At 70.0% G+C, this 13,598-nt stretch carries 13 protein-coding genes; 5 read left to right on the top strand and 8 right to left on the bottom strand.

The genetic code is table 11. The features are described from left to right. Nucleotides 1–129: 129 nt before the first annotated feature. On the bottom strand, nucleotides 130–1,074 hold the full coding sequence (locus ACIA3K_RS21925) for a hypothetical protein (protein ID WP_396803314.1): 945 nt from the start codon (nucleotides 1,072–1,074) through the stop codon (nucleotides 130–132). 307 nt (nucleotides 1,075–1,381) lie between these two features. Between ACIA3K_RS21925 and ACIA3K_RS21930 the strand changes: the two genes are divergently transcribed. Further along, the gene (locus ACIA3K_RS21930) at nucleotides 1,382–2,611 is read left to right on the top strand and encodes a GH25 family lysozyme (protein WP_396803315.1); all 1,230 of its coding nucleotides are present in this window, start codon (nucleotides 1,382–1,384) and stop codon (nucleotides 2,609–2,611) included. A 57-nt stretch (nucleotides 2,612–2,668) separates the two neighbouring features. Here ACIA3K_RS21930 and ACIA3K_RS21935 read toward each other — a convergent pair whose 3' ends face one another. The 4 genes from ACIA3K_RS21935 to ACIA3K_RS21950 form a co-directional block, all read right to left on the bottom strand. Then, entirely contained in the window at nucleotides 2,669–3,325 is a 657-nt protein-coding gene (locus ACIA3K_RS21935) for a response regulator (RefSeq protein ID WP_396803317.1), read from the bottom strand. Further along, nucleotides 3,313–4,539, bottom strand: a complete 1,227-nt coding sequence (locus ACIA3K_RS21940) for a sensor histidine kinase (protein ID WP_396803319.1) — start codon at nucleotides 4,537–4,539, stop codon at nucleotides 3,313–3,315. Before ACIA3K_RS21940 ends, ACIA3K_RS21935 begins: the two co-directional genes overlap by 13 nt. Before the next feature lie 117 nt (nucleotides 4,540–4,656). Continuing rightward, nucleotides 4,657–5,235 carry a DUF3455 domain-containing protein gene (locus ACIA3K_RS21945; protein ID WP_396803320.1) on the bottom strand — a complete coding sequence of 193 codons (579 nt, stop codon included), beginning with the start codon at nucleotides 5,233–5,235 and terminating at the stop codon, nucleotides 4,657–4,659. 127 nt (nucleotides 5,236–5,362) lie between these two features. Beyond that, nucleotides 5,363–6,202: an ABC transporter ATP-binding protein gene (locus tag ACIA3K_RS21950; protein ID WP_396803322.1), complete on the bottom strand. Its 840-nt coding sequence runs from the start codon at nucleotides 6,200–6,202 to the stop codon at nucleotides 5,363–5,365. Nucleotides 6,203–6,416: 214 nt separating this feature from the next. On the opposite strand from ACIA3K_RS21950, the gene ACIA3K_RS21955 reads away from it, so the two are divergent. The 3 genes from ACIA3K_RS21955 to ACIA3K_RS21965 all read left to right on the top strand — a co-directional run bounded on the left by ACIA3K_RS21955 (nucleotide 6,417) and on the right by ACIA3K_RS21965 (nucleotide 10,224). Beyond that, nucleotides 6,417–7,577, top strand: coding sequence for a low temperature requirement protein A (locus ACIA3K_RS21955; RefSeq protein WP_396803324.1), 1,161 nt, complete (start codon nucleotides 6,417–6,419; stop codon nucleotides 7,575–7,577). A gap of 245 nt (nucleotides 7,578–7,822) precedes the next feature. Beyond that, complete coding sequence (locus ACIA3K_RS21960; protein ID WP_396803325.1) at nucleotides 7,823–8,938, top strand: ricin-type beta-trefoil lectin domain protein; 1,116 nt, start codon at nucleotides 7,823–7,825, stop codon at nucleotides 8,936–8,938. Continuing rightward, entirely contained in the window at nucleotides 8,935–10,224 is a 1,290-nt protein-coding gene (locus ACIA3K_RS21965; protein WP_396803326.1) for a cellulose binding domain-containing protein, read from the top strand. Before ACIA3K_RS21960 ends, ACIA3K_RS21965 begins: the two co-directional genes overlap by 4 nt. A gap of 73 nt (nucleotides 10,225–10,297) precedes the next feature. Here the strand turns inward: ACIA3K_RS21965 and ACIA3K_RS21970 are convergent, their stop codons facing one another. The 3 genes from ACIA3K_RS21970 to ACIA3K_RS21980 form a co-directional block, all read right to left on the bottom strand. Further along, on the bottom strand, nucleotides 10,298–10,894 hold the full coding sequence (locus ACIA3K_RS21970) for a TMEM175 family protein (RefSeq protein WP_396803327.1): 597 nt from the start codon (nucleotides 10,892–10,894) through the stop codon (nucleotides 10,298–10,300). Between the two features lie 137 nt (nucleotides 10,895–11,031). Further along, nucleotides 11,032–12,234, bottom strand: a complete 1,203-nt coding sequence (locus ACIA3K_RS21975; RefSeq protein ID WP_396803329.1) for a low temperature requirement protein A — start codon at nucleotides 12,232–12,234, stop codon at nucleotides 11,032–11,034. A gap of 156 nt (nucleotides 12,235–12,390) precedes the next feature. Then, nucleotides 12,391–12,882 (bottom strand): MarR family winged helix-turn-helix transcriptional regulator, encoded by a 492-nt coding sequence (locus ACIA3K_RS21980; protein ID WP_396803331.1) that lies wholly within the window; start codon nucleotides 12,880–12,882, stop codon nucleotides 12,391–12,393. 73 nt (nucleotides 12,883–12,955) lie between these two features. Here ACIA3K_RS21980 and ACIA3K_RS21985 point away from each other — a divergent pair, with 73 nt between their 5' ends. Next, the gene (locus ACIA3K_RS21985) at nucleotides 12,956–13,549 is read left to right on the top strand and encodes a disulfide bond formation protein DsbA (RefSeq protein WP_396803333.1); all 594 of its coding nucleotides are present in this window, start codon (nucleotides 12,956–12,958) and stop codon (nucleotides 13,547–13,549) included. Nucleotides 13,550–13,598: the final 49 nt, after the last annotated feature.

Raw genomic sequence — 13,598 nt, forward strand, 5'->3', positions numbered from 1 at the left:
CGACTACGGCCTACTGCCCTACCGCCCCGGCCTGCTCACCCTGCAACGCTGACCTGACCCACCACCACCCGTGGGGCGGGCCCGGCACCACGCCGGGCCCGCCCTCGTGGCGGCACAGCTCACGAAGAACTACTTCCAGCGCGGGCCGTCGCGTACCAATCTGGCGCTGAGCAGGACGAGTCCGAGCAGGCCGACGAGCCACGCCGCCTCGACGAGCACGGGTCGTACGCCCACCGCCTCGGGGAAGTACGACGTGGTCTGCAACAGCGCGATGACGCTCCCGTTCGGGTGGATGACGCTGATGGTGCGGTACGGCTGCGGGAGGAGAGCGGTCGCCACGGCGCCGCCCGAGGCCGCGTTGCCGATCGCGATGAAGATCAGCCAGGTCGGAACCACGGCCCACCGGCCGATCAGGATCACCATCAGCGTGCTGAAGAGGCCGGTGACGGCGATCTGGGCGGCCAACGTACCCCAGAGGGCCGGAAGGGACGCCGGAAGCGCCCCGAGGATCGGACCCACGGTGACCGCCAGCGCGATCCCGCCCACGACGGCGAGGCCGACGAGGATGGCGAGCCAGGTCCGCAGGGGCAGCCGGCCGACGTTGATCCGCAGTTGCAGGGCCGTCAGGAAGCCGAGCAGGGTCGCGGCGATCATCACGTAGAACGCGGCCAGACCCGAGCGGTCGGTGTCGGGCAGCGGCCGGACGTCCGTCACGAGCAGTGTCCGACCGCCCTGCTCGTTGAGCTGTAGAGCGGCGTTGCGCAGCATCTGGGCGAGTGTGTTGCCGGCGGCGCTGGCGACCAGCAGCCGCGACCCGCCGGGTTCCACCACCAGCGCCGCGTAGACCCGTTGTCGCTCGATGGCGCGCTGGGCTTCCCCGGCGTTCGGATAGGTCTGGTACCGCAGCGCGCCGCGCATGCGCGACCGCAGGTCCTGCGCGATGCCCGCGTCGGCAGTCGCGTCCCCGACGAGCGCCGTCGGGATGCGGTTCGGCGGCGGTCGGTCCAACGCCAGGGTGTACGAGGCCACGAAGGCGACGGCCAGCGCGATCCCGACGGCCACGACGGTCAGCACCGTCCGGAGCTCCCCGGGTCTGTGCTCCCCGTCAGCCGTGTTCTCCGTCAAGAAGATTCCCCCTGGTTCGCTTCGCGGTAATGACGAGCATGCCCTTGTCTTGTCGCACCCGTGCCGCGAACAGGGTGATCACCTGCGGATCGAATGGGGAAAGGCGAAACCAAATGTCCACCGTACGGCTCGACGCACGTGCCGATGATCTGAATTCGGTGCGCAGGACAGCGCGACCCATCGTCGACAAGGGATACTCTGCGGGCCCACGCCGATGGTCAATTGACCTCGCGAGCAAGGAGAACCCCACCTCACCATGCCTAGAAGACTGCTCTGCGTGCTGATGTCCGCCAGTCTCGCCGTTGGTACGGCGCTCGGCGTGACACAGCCGGCGCAGGCCGCCGATCCCTCCGTCGACGGTGGTGGCCGGGCGAACGCCGGCGTCGCTCCGGGCGCGCGCAGCGCCGCGATGGCCAAGAGCGCCGCCATCCCAGCGGGTTACACGGTCCGGGGAATCGACGTCTCCAGCCACGACCACAACCTCGGCCCGATCAACTGGCCGGCCGTCGCGGCAAGCGGCGTCAAGTTCGCCTACGTCAAGGCTACGGAAGGTCGGACGTACCTCAATCCGTATTTCGCCGAGGACTACGCGGCGGCCAAGGACGCCGGACTTCTCGTCGGCGCGTACCACTTCACCCGGCCGGACAAGCGCGACCCGATCAACGAGGCGAACTTCTTCGTCGACAATGCCAAGTTCGCCAAGGACGGTCAGACCCTCGTGCCGATGGTCGACATCGAGTGGCCGTACTGGAGCGGGGCGCCGACCTGTTACGGGCTCACCCCGACCGAGATGTCGAGCTGGATCAAGTCCTTCACGGACCAGGTCAAGGCACGCATCGGCCGGCCCCCGATGATCTACACGAACACCAACTACTGGAATCCCTGCACCGGCAAGAACGCGTCGTTCGGCGCCAACCCGTTGGACATCGCCGGCTACACCACGGCTCGCCCGCCGCTGCCGGCGGGTTGGACCACGGAGACCATCTGGCAGTACGCCGCCGGCAACCCGAGCCAGGCCGGCAACTACAGCCAGAACGTCTTCAACGGCACCTACGCGGCTCTCACCAAGCTCACCGGCGCACCGGTGGCCGCGCCTCCCGTCGCCCTCCGCTCGCGGGCGAACAAGCGCTACGTGGTGGCCGAGAGCGCCGGCGCCAAGCCGCTGATCGCCAGTCGCACGACTGTTGCCCGGTGGGAGCAGTTCGACGTGATCAGTGCGGGCGGCAGCTACGTGGCACTCCGCTCACGGTCCAACGGTCGGTACGTGAGCGCGGAGAGCAAGGGCACCAAGCCGCTGATCGCCAACCGGACCAAGGTCAGCACCTGGGAGAAGTTCACCATCATCAACAACTCGGACGGCACGATCAGCCTGCGCGCCGCGGCCAACGGCAGGTACGTGGTGGCGGAGAGCAAGGGCACCAAGCCGCTGATCGCCAACCGTACGTCGATCAGTAGCTGGGAGAAGTTCGACCGGATCTCCCTCTGATCGCCGCCGCCCGCCCGGTGCCCCCTTCGCGGGGGTGCCGGGCAGGCGGTTCCGGGGCTACCGCTGCCCGCCGTCCAGGTAACGCAGCACCGCGGTGACCCGGCGGTCGGCGCGGTCGTCCGGCGGCAGTTGAAGTTTGGCGAAGATGCTCCGGATGTGTTTGTGCACCGCCCCGTCGGTGACGAACAGCCGCTCGGCGATCGCGGTGTTGCCGAGCCCTTCGGCCATCAGTCCCAGCACCTCGCGCTCGCGGGGCGACAGCTCGGCCAGCGCCGTGTCGGTCCGCCGGTTGCGGGCGAGCAGTTGGGCCACCACCTCGGGGTCGATCACGCTGCCGCCGTCGGCGACCCGGCGTAGCGCGCTGAGGAACTCCTCGACCCGGCCCACCCGTTCCTTCAAGAGGTAGCCGAGGCCGTCGGCGCCCACCGAGAACAGTTCGGTGGCGAACGCCTGCTCCACGTACGCCGAGAGGACCAGCACCGCGAGGCCCGGGCGACGTCGCCGGGCCTCCACGGCGGCCACGATGCCCTCGTCGGTGTGGGTCGGCGGCATCCGTACGTCCACGATCGCCACGTCCGGCGCGTGCTCGTCGACGGCGACCAGGAACTCGCCCGGCGTACCCGCCGTGGCCACCACGTCCAACTCCTCCGCCCGCAGCAGCAGCGCCAACCCCTCGCGCAGCAGCGGGTCGTCCTCCGCGATCACGATCCGCACGGCAGCTCCACACGCATCCTCGTCGGTCCTCCCGATGGGCTGGTCAGTGTCATCCGCCCGTCGTACGCCTCGATCCGCCGGCGGATGCCGGTGAGGCCGGAGCCACGCGCCTCGGCGGCGCCGCCGCGCCCGTCGTCCTCGACGGTCACCAGGAGCTGACCCTGTTCACGACGGACGGCGACGTCCACCTGGCTCGCGCCGCTGTGCCGGACGACGTTCGTCAGCGCCTCGGCCACCACGAAGTACGCGGTGGCCTCGACCGATGCCGCGCAGCGGACGGCCACGTCGACCGTGAGCCGGCAGGGCACCGCGCAACTCGCGGCCAGGCCCGCCAGCGCTCCGGGGAGACCTCGATCGTCAAGCACGGGCGGCAGGATGCCCCGCACCACCGTACGAAGTTCGCCGAGGGCCTGTTCCGCCGCGTCCTGCGCCTGCCCGAGGATCTCGTCGGCGCGGTCGGGGTCACGCCGCACGGCCCGCCGCGCCGCCCCCAGCAGCACGTTGACCGCGACCAGCCGATTCTGCGTTCCGTCGTGCAGCGACCGCTCGATGCGGCGAAGCTCCAGCGCGTGGGCGTCCAGCGCGGCGGCCCGGGTGGCGGTCAGCGCGGCCACCCGCAGCGACAGGTCGATCCCCGGCGGCGGAGGCAGCAGCAACCGGCCCGGCCAGGCCTGGACACGGGCCAGCGCCGGACCGAACGCGATCGCGGCGACCAGCCAGCCCACCCCGAGCAGGCCCACCAGGAGCGCTTCGGACAGCCCGTCCACGCGCCACCAGACGATCCCCGGAGCGCCGTCCTCGGGTGCGACCAGCCGGTACCACAGCGGAAAGGTGATTTCCTGGAGTGCGTTGAGCGGCAGGGTGAGGTTGACCAGCCCGGACAGCAATCCGATGACCGAGTGCAGCGTGAGCCAGCCGACTTCCCGGCGGACGAACGGATCGCCTGCCGCCTCCCGCAGCCCCTCCTGCACCGGCCCCGGCGCCGGGATCGGCGCGCCCCAGCGGGACAGCCGGGCCCGCTCCCGATCGGCCACCGAACGCACCGCGCGCAGGGCGCCGGGCACCAGTCCTCGGCCCAGTCCGGTCAGGCAGATCAGCGCCACGACCGCCGCCCACAGCAGCGCGCCCAACGCGAGCAGGGCGGTGCCGAGCCCGCCGACGAGGTGTTCGAGGGCGTCGACGGAGGCCCGGAACCGGCCTCGCACGTATGCCATCGCCACCCACCTCCCGCGCCAACATAGGTCACGGTGGGCACCCTCGGCAGCGGCCGCGGCGGAAAGTACAGCCTGCTGTACCAGCGGTTGTCGAGCTGCGGGGATCGTCGCCGCGGGCTACCGCTTCGCCGCCCAGAAGACGTAGACCGCGCCGTACGGCACCGACGTCGTGGCGCCGTCCGTGCAGGCGCCCGCCGGGGCGGCGCCGCCCGAGGTCAGGAGCCGACTGATGTACGCCACGTTGCCGAGAATGCCGGTGCCGCTGTGGCTGTCCACCGTCAGCAGCAGCTCCGGAATCGTTCCCGCTCGCGGGCTCTCCGCCGTCTTCTTGGCGGTGATCAGGGAGTTGTCGCGCAGGGACTGCCAGCTCGGTCCCTTGAAGTGGTGGATCCGGCCGCCGGTCCCGACGAGCTGGGCCTCCGGCACGGAGGCCCCGGTGAACACGCCACCGGTGCAGGTGTAGGTCTGCGTCCCCTTGGTGACGACGTACGCGCCCACCGGCCGGGCACCCGCCGGCGGCTTGATCGCCGAGGCGATACGCGGGATGTCGACCCGGCGGGCGTCGGCACCCACGGCGGCCGGGGCGGGCGCCTCGGCGGCGGACGCCTGATGGGTCACCGCACCGGCCGCCGCGAGGACACCGGCCACACCGAGGACCAGGAGTCCCCGGAGACGGGATCGAGACGTCTTGCGCATGGGATTCCTCCGATTCGGGTGGGCGAATCCGCGCCCACGTGAATCCTTACGGGCGGAGTCCGGACGGCGATCAAAACCGCGCCAGATCTGATCGACCGTTCACCCCGAAGGCGTACCGGAGACGGGTTCAGGCGGTGGTGGCCGCCACCCGCCGGACGGACCCGGCGCGGGCCGCCCAGCGCCCGTCCTCGTGGCGTACCTCGATGGGGTGCGCGAAGGCCGCCGAGACCTGCGCGGTCGTGACCGTCTCGTCGGCCGGGCCGGCGGCGACCACGCTGCCTCCGTTGATCAGCATCGCGTGGGTGGTCGTCGCCGGAAGTTCCTCGAGGTGGTGGGTGACCATGATCGAGGCGAGGCTGGGGTGGGTCTCGCGGAGCAGATCGATGGTCTCGAGCAACTGTTCGCGGGCCGCGACGTCGAGACCGGTCGAGGGTTCGTCCAGCAGCAGCAGTCGCGGCTGGCTGATGAGCGCCCGGACGATCAGGGCACGACCCCGCTCGCCCTGCGAGAGGGTCGGCCAGCGCTCGTCAGCCGTGTCGACCAGCCCGAACATGCCCAGCAGGGAATCCGCCCGGTCACGGTCGTCAGGGGTCGGCTGCCAGCGCGGCGGCAGGTCGATCGACCCGACGAGCCCGGTCAGGACGACCTCCCGGATCGTCAGGGGTGACCGCAGCGGGTGACGGGGGTTCACGTGACCGATCGTCCTGCGGAGTTGCTGCAGGTCGACGCGGCCCAGTCGTTGACCGAGGATCCGTACGGTCCCCGAGGTCGGGTGGGTCAGCGCACCGCAGAATCCCAGCAGCGTGCTCTTGCCCGCCCCGTTCGGGCCGAGCAGCGCCCAGTGCTCGCCTTCGCCCACGGTGAGGTCGATGCCGTGCAGGATCTGCTTGCCGTTCCGCCGGAACGTCACGTCGCACAGTTCGACGACGGGAGACGGCGGGTGGGGCTCGGCGGTCCTGGGGAGCATGGGCCCTCTATCGGTACGGCGACGGTCGCCCTGCACCGTGCCACAGACCGGCCGTGCGGGTCAGTGACCAGGGCCACCGTCGTCGTACGCGCCATCGGCGGTATCCCTCGGCGGGCTCACTCGTTGGTAGCCGTGTGCCGCGCGCCACCGGGTCCGGATGTCCGGCGTCGTCGCGGCGGCGTGTGCGGACGACGGCAGCGGGAGCGGCGGAGCCATGACGGGGGCGGACCCGACCGGGCCACGACGCAAACCCAGCTCGTCGGCTCGGGCCACCCTCCTGGAGTTGTTCTTCGACGTCTTCTACGTGGCCGTGTTCGCGCAGTTGTCGATGCAGTTGGCCGATGATCCGACCTGGGGTGGTCTGGGGCAGAGGCTCGTCCTGCTGTTGGCGGCCTGGTGGACCTGGTCGGTGACGGTTAACACCACCGAGTTCTACGACCCGCAGCTCCGGGCGGTCCAGGGTGTGGTCGTCGGCACGATGATCGGCGTGTCTCTGCTCGCGGTCGCCCTACCGGGGGCCTACGACGGGCGGGGCCTCCTGTTCGCCGGCGCGTACGTCGGTCTCCACCTGGCTCGCGGAGTCATGCTGATCGTGGCGCTGCGTCCACGACGGGCGCACGCGCGGGAGGAGCGCTTCCTCTTCTGGTTCGTCGTGTCCGGCGTGCTGTGGGTCGCTGGCGGCCTCGCCGAGCCGGGTTGGCGTACCGGCCTCTGGATCGGCGCGCTCACGATCGACTACCTGGCGGCGGCGCTGCGCTATCCGACGCCACTGCGCGGACGGATACCGCTGGAGCAGTACAGCCAGTTGAGCGTCCATTTCGGCGAGCGCTATCAGCAGATCGCGATCCTGGCGCTCGGCGAGCTGACCCTGATGACCACGCTGACGTTCGGCAGCACCCCGTACACCCCGGCCCGCGCCGTCGCGTTCGCCGCCGCGATCCTCACGGCGCTGCTGTTCTGGCAGATCTACGTGTTGCAGAGCAACAAGCTCGTCGACCGCTCGGCGCACTGGCGCCCACGTCACTCGGTGTACCTCGCGCCGTACGTCTACGCCGTGGTGGTGAGCGGGGTCATCGCCACGTCGGCGGGGGTGGACCTCGTACTCCACGAGCCCCTGCGAACCACCCCGGCGAGCTGGGTGGTCCTCATCGCCGGTGGACCGGTCCTGTTCGTGATCGGGCGGATGAACTCCGAGTACGTACTCCTGGGCCAGCTACCGAAGTCGCGTCTGGCCTGGCTGGCGCTGCTGGTGGGCGCGACGCCGGTGTTGATGCTGCTCGATCCCGTTCTCGTCACGGTCGCCGCGGCGGGCGTCCTGGTCGGCATCACGCTCAGCGACACCTGGCGGCTTCGCGCCCGCGCCCTGGCGAGCTAGGGGGGCCGCCGTCGAGGTAGACCAGATCGGGCCAATGAATCTACACTCGTCTCTGTTAGCGCTCACACTCGTCCCAGTGCTGAGGCAGAACGCCGTGCCGATCCGACGATCGGCGCGAGCCGGGCCACGCCCGGCAGCCGGCGGCTGCTCGGTCCGGCCGGCCCTCTCTTCGGACGTCGACTGCCCGGGTGGCCCTACCGATCGGCCAACGCCCTCGGCCAGCTCTACCAACCAAGGGGAGATCCATGCGAACGAGGGCACGATGGCTCGCGACACTCGCCGCGCTCGGTGTCGTGATCGCCGGGGTGGTGGCACCCACCAGTCCCGCCAGCGCAGAGTCCAACGGTGGGGTACGCGTGATGCCGCTCGGTGACTCCATCACCGAGGGCACACAGGTACCCGGCGGGTACCGCATCGGGCTCTGGCAGCGGCTCGCCAGCGGCCGGTACACGGTGGACTTCGTCGGATCGCAGTTCAACGGGCCAGCCAGCCTGGGCGACCACGACCACCAGGGGCATCCCGGCTGGCGTATCGACCAGATCGACGCGAACATCGTCAACTGGCTCAACACCCAACGGCCGCAGACCGTACTGCTGCACATCGGCACGAACGACATCCTGCAGAACTACAACGTGAGCACCGCGCCGAACCGGCTCTCCACGCTGATCGACAAGATCACCACCACCGCGCCCACCGCCGAGGTGTTCGTCGCGCAGCTCATCCCGCTCTCCAACAGCAACCAGGAGAACGCCGCCCGCACCTTCAACGCGGCGATCCCCGGCATCGTGCAGAGCAAGGTCAACGCCGGTAAGCGCGTCCACCTCGTCGACATGCACAGCGCCCTCACCACCGCCGACCTGATCGACGGCACCCACCCCACAGCCGGCGGATACGACAAGATGGCCGCCCGCTGGTACAGCGCGTTGCAGTCGGTCGCCGGCAGCATCGGCAACCCGAGCAGCGGCGGCGGCCAGACCACCACCGCACTCGTGGGCACGCTGTCCGGCCGGTGCGTCGACGTCCCGGGCTCGACCACCACCAACGGCACGCAACTGCAGTTGTGGGACTGCCACGGCGGCACCAACCAGCAGTGGACCTACACGACGGGCAAGACCCTGACGGTGTACGGCACCAAGTGCCTCGACGCCGCCGGCTACGGCACCTCGCCGGGCACCCTGGTCACCATCTACGACTGCCACGGCGGAACGAACCAGCAGTGGAACGTCAACGCCAACGGCACCATCACCGGCGTACAGTCCGGCCTCTGCCTGGACCCCTACAACCAGGGCACCGGCAACGGCACCAAGCTCGTCCTCTGGACGTGCACGGGCCAGACCAACCAGCAGTGGAGCCGGCGATGAAGCGGCCCGGCACGGCCAGATGGCTGACGGCCGGACTCGCGGTGGTCCTCGGTCTGGTGCTGGCCACGACCACCCGGGACGCGGCGGTCGCGGACAGCCCGTACCAGCGCGGCCCGGACCCCACCCTGGCCAGCGTGGCCGCCACCCGAGGTCCGTTCGCCACCACGCAGGCGACCGTGCCGGCCGGGAACGGCTTCAACGGCGGGTACGTCTACTACCCCACCGACACCAGCCTGGGCACCTGGGGCGCGATAGCGATCGTTCCCGGTTACTCCGCCCTGTTCGCCAACGAGGAGGCCTGGATGGGCCCCTGGCTGGCGTCCTTCGGGTTCGTGGTGATCGGCATCGAGACCAACAGCCGGACCGACGGCGCCGACGCCCGGGCCACCCAACTGCTCGCCGCGCTGGACTACCTCACCCGGACGAGCCCGGTCCGCAACCGGGTCGACCCGAACCGGCTGGGCGTCATGGGTCACTCGGCGGGCGGCGCGGGCACCCTGCTCGCCTCGCTGCGGCGGCCCACCCTGAAGACGGCGGTCGGTCTCGCGCCCGGCACCCCCGGCAACAACCTGAACATGTCCAGCACGCAGGTGCCGACCATGCTCCTGTCCGGCCAGAACGACGGGACGGTCACGCCCTCGTACGTCCAGGGCATCTACAACAGCCTGCCGGCCACGGTGGAACACGCCTGGGCCGAGCTGGCCGGCAACGACCACCTCTCCTTCACCAGGTCGAACCCGACCGAGATGCGGCTCCTGATCCCCTGGCTGAAGACGTTCCTCGACAACGACACCCGCTACACCCAGTTCCTCTGCCCGCTGGCGGACAGCCGGGGCGTGTCGCGGTACAGCGCCACCTGCCCGCTGGTGCCGCCGGGTGAACCGACACCATCCCCCACCACGGATACGCCCACCACACCACCGCCCACGACGCCGCCTCCGACGACGCCGCCACCCACCACGCCACCACCGACGACGCCACCGCCCTCCGGCGCTGCCTGCACCGCGGCCTACCACACGGTCAACTCGTGGTCGGGCGGCTTCCAGGGTGAGGTCACGGTGACCGCGGGCACGACCGCCGTCAACGGGTGGACCGTCCGCTGGACCCTGGGCAACGGGCAGAGCATCAGCCAGGTCTGGAACGGCACGCTGAGCACCAGCGGCTCGACGGTGACCGTCCGCAACGCCACCTACAACGGCTCGCTGGCCCCGGGCGGCACGGCCACGTTCGGCTTCCTCGCCACCGGTACGCCGACCAACCCGTCGCCAACCTGCACCAGCCCGTGAACAGCCGCGCGGCGGTCGTCGGCAGGTCGAGTCCGCCGACGACCGCCGCGCGCCATCACGCCTGCCGGCGCCGTCACCGATCCTCGTCGTCGAGCAGAACCGGTTCGAGCGCGGGCAGGGGCAGCCAGAAGATGGGGATCATCAGGGCGTAGATGATCAGCCCGGCGACGGGGGCGACCGTACCGACCGCCGCACCGAGGAGAGTCAGCACCGGACCCGCCAGGAAGCGTCCACCCACGAGCCTGCCCGCATGCGCACTGACCCGCGGATTCAGCAGCCTCGGCGCCCGCAGCGCGTACCACCAGAGGGCATTGAAGAAGATCGCGCCCAGGCCGAAGGAGCCGCCGAAGAACAACACGGCGAGCGGCTCACCCGACCCGTTGCGAAAGGCCGCCGCGAGTACGGAGGCCGCGAACGGCAGGAACGCCACGGTCATCAGCAGCACGGTGTTGAGCAGGAGCAGCCCTCGATCAGCCGCGACGACCTGGTCGAACATGACATGGTGGTTGGTCCAGATCGAGGCGATCAGGAAGAAGCTCAGCACGTACGCCAGGAACGAGGGCCACAGCTCGACCAGACCCCGACCGAGGTGGGAAGTGTCCTCGGGCGGGTGGATCTCCAGCACCAGAAGCGTGATGGAGATGGCGAAGACGCCATCGCTGAAGAACACGGTCCGGCTCGGGTCCCGGAGAGCGCTGCCCTGCAGCGCAGCCTCATCCCCCGGTCGTGTCCGCCGTCGGAAGCGCCAACGCCTGGACATCAGCCTGCCCAGCCGAACGGCCAAAACCCCATAGATGGGATCATGCGTCAACCTCCGACGCCGGGTGGAGAGGGCTGCTCGGGGGGTTTGCCCATCGCGCGTATCGCGTCCGAGATGGCAATGCCAGCCAGGACGGCGACGGCGGTGCCGGCCACAGCCAGCGGCGGGACGAGGATCATCGCCGGCGCGACGGCGACCAGCAGGAGAGCGCCGATCAGCCGGGAGCGGGACACCCGCGCGAACACCGCGTGTTCGACAAGCATTCGTCCAGCCAGGAACAGCACCGGTCCGCCGAGGATGGCGACGATCCAGGAGGCACCGGTGGGCCCGAACGGATGGGTGATCACGATTTCGTAGCCGACGGCGATGGCGACGGTACCGACGACCATGAGCATGTGGGCGATGAACGCCTCCCGGATGAGGTGCGCCGGTCGACGGGTCGCGGTGAGCGCCCCGGGCAGCAACTGGCCCGCCTTGAACAGGTACACCCGGAACAACAGCACGGTCGTGGCGAACGAGACGGCGAACGCCGCGGCTGCGCCACCCTCCTGGAACGACGTGTCGCTGTAGGCCGATCCGGTGGTCAGGATCAGCTCACCGAGCGCGATGATGAAGAACTGTCGGTACCGCTCGGAGATGTACTCCGCCGACACGGGCCAGCCCGGTCGGCTGGAGATGTTCCACGGTGCGGGGTAGAAGAGCAGCAGCGCAGTGCCGTCGATGGCGAGCGCGAGCGCCCACAGCACCGTCCGCGCCGCATCTGGCAGCAGCGCTCCGACGATCCACGGGACGGCGGACATCGAGAACCACAGGAGCACCCCCGCCGCCCGACTCTGAGCCTTCAGACCGCGCAGCGCCGGCACGATGACGAGGCCACGGACGATGTGCACCGCCACGTACGAACCGGCGAAGACCAGACCTCCGGCACCGAACGCCTCCGGCACCGCGACCGCCATCATCATGGCGCCGAGCATGGCCGTGTAGACCACGAACTGGACCTGTGGCAGCTCGGAGTCGTAGAGATCGGTGACCCACGCCGTGACGAACCAGAGCGACATGAAGGCCATCAGCAACAGGAACGACTCGCCGACCTCGGTGAGAACCATTCGCCCTTCGGTCAGGTCCTCGACGAGTCGATGGGAGACCCGGTTGAGCGCGAAGACGAACACCAGGTCGAAGAAGAGTTCCAGGAGGCTCGGCCGCTGCGGCTGCTCCGCCTTGCGAAGCAGCGTTGCTGCGCCTGTCGACATCCCGCCGCCCGACTTTGCCCGGATTCCTCACCTTTTGGGAATTGATACCACCTCCGGCGGCCCATCGGGGCCGGTACGACATGCCACCGCCCTTTGGCGTCACCGCCCGAGGCGTCCGGACCACGGAGACCGGTAACGCGCTCCGGTGTGCAGGGCTCAAGAACCCGCGGTCCGCGTCAACTTCGCCAGTAGGCGCTCGAGCGCCTTGCGGTCGCTGTCGGTCAGGCCCCCGAGAATGGCCGCCTCGTTCGCCAGGTGCTCCTCGATGAGCCGGTCGGTCAACGTCACTCCGGACGGGGTCAGACCCACCACCCTGCCGCGCGCGTCGACCTCGGAGACCGAGCGCGCCACGAGACCCCGGGCGATCAGCCGGTCCACGCGCTTGGTCACCGCACCGGTGGTGACGAGCATCCGTTCACTCAACTGACCCGCCGTGAGCGCGTACGGCTCGCCCTCCCGGCGTAGCGCGGCGAGCATGTCGAACTCGCCGTTACCTAGACCTGCGGCGGCAAACAGCGGCCGCAGGGCCGCGTCGAGCACCTCGGCCAGGTACTGGATCCGACCGATGACCAACAGCGGGCTGGGGTCCAGGTCAGGTCGTTCACGACGCCACTGACCCACGATGTCGGCAACCCGGTCCTCGTTCACCCTTGCACTATAGCTTCCACGGAAGCTAAAGTTCTCTTCCGTGGAAGATAAAGCACCTGAAGAGTTCGCCCCCGTGTTGACGGCCTATGTCGACCCCTCCTGTCCGTTCGCCTGGATCACCTCGCGGTGGCTCATGGAGGTCGCACGCCTACGACCGATCGCCCTACGGTTCGAGGTGATGAGCCTCGCCGTCGTCAACGAACATCGCGACCTGGAGCCCTGGTACCGGGCGTTCAACGACCGGGCCTGGGGCCCGGCGCGGGTGTGCACGGCAGCCCGCACCCGATACGGCTCCGCCGCCCTCGCCCGCCTCTACCCCGCGCTCGGTCGGCGGATCCACGACGAAGGCGACAAGGACTTCGACGTCGTCATCCCGGCGGCCCTGGCCGAGGTGGACCTTCCTGCCGACCTGGCCGACGTCGCCCGCCGGAGCGACGTCGACGACCAGATGCGGGCAAGTACCGCCCGCGCGCGGCAACTCGTGGGTGAGGACCTCGGCACCCCGACGATCGTGGTCGACGGCGTGGCCTTCTTCGGCCCCGTGCTCTCCTCGATCCCACGCGGAGAAGACGCCCTGCGCGTCTTCGACGGACTCCGCCTGCTCGCCGGCTGCCGGGCGTTCTCCGAACTCAAACGCGCCCGGGCCGATGGCCTCAGCTTCACGTAGGCACCCGCTGCCCGACCGGTGTCCGGGGCGCCAGGTGGATGTGGGGCTA

This window comes from Micromonospora sp. NPDC051543, assembly GCF_044454415.1.
GTDB lineage: Bacteria > Actinomycetota > Actinomycetes > Mycobacteriales > Micromonosporaceae > Micromonospora.

Bases quoted from the DNA above. Each gene is read 5' to 3' on its own strand.
- ACIA3K_RS21960 (WP_396803325.1), top strand. From the start codon at position 7,823: ATGCGAACGAGGGCACGATGGCTCGCGACACTCGCCGCGCTCGGTGTC.
- ACIA3K_RS21945 (WP_396803320.1), bottom strand. From the start codon at position 5,235: ATGCGCAAGACGTCTCGATCCCGTCTCCGGGGACTCCTGGTCCTCGGT.
- ACIA3K_RS21955 (WP_396803324.1), top strand. From the start codon at position 6,417: ATGACGGGGGCGGACCCGACCGGGCCACGACGCAAACCCAGCTCGTCG.
- ACIA3K_RS21965 (WP_396803326.1), top strand. From the start codon at position 8,935: ATGAAGCGGCCCGGCACGGCCAGATGGCTGACGGCCGGACTCGCGGTG.
- ACIA3K_RS21950 (WP_396803322.1), bottom strand. From the start codon at position 6,202: ATGCTCCCCAGGACCGCCGAGCCCCACCCGCCGTCTCCCGTCGTCGAA.
- ACIA3K_RS21940 (WP_396803319.1), bottom strand. From the start codon at position 4,539: ATGGCATACGTGCGAGGCCGGTTCCGGGCCTCCGTCGACGCCCTCGAA.
- ACIA3K_RS21975 (WP_396803329.1), bottom strand. From the start codon at position 12,234: ATGTCGACAGGCGCAGCAACGCTGCTTCGCAAGGCGGAGCAGCCGCAG.
- ACIA3K_RS21930 (WP_396803315.1), top strand. From the start codon at position 1,382: ATGCCTAGAAGACTGCTCTGCGTGCTGATGTCCGCCAGTCTCGCCGTT.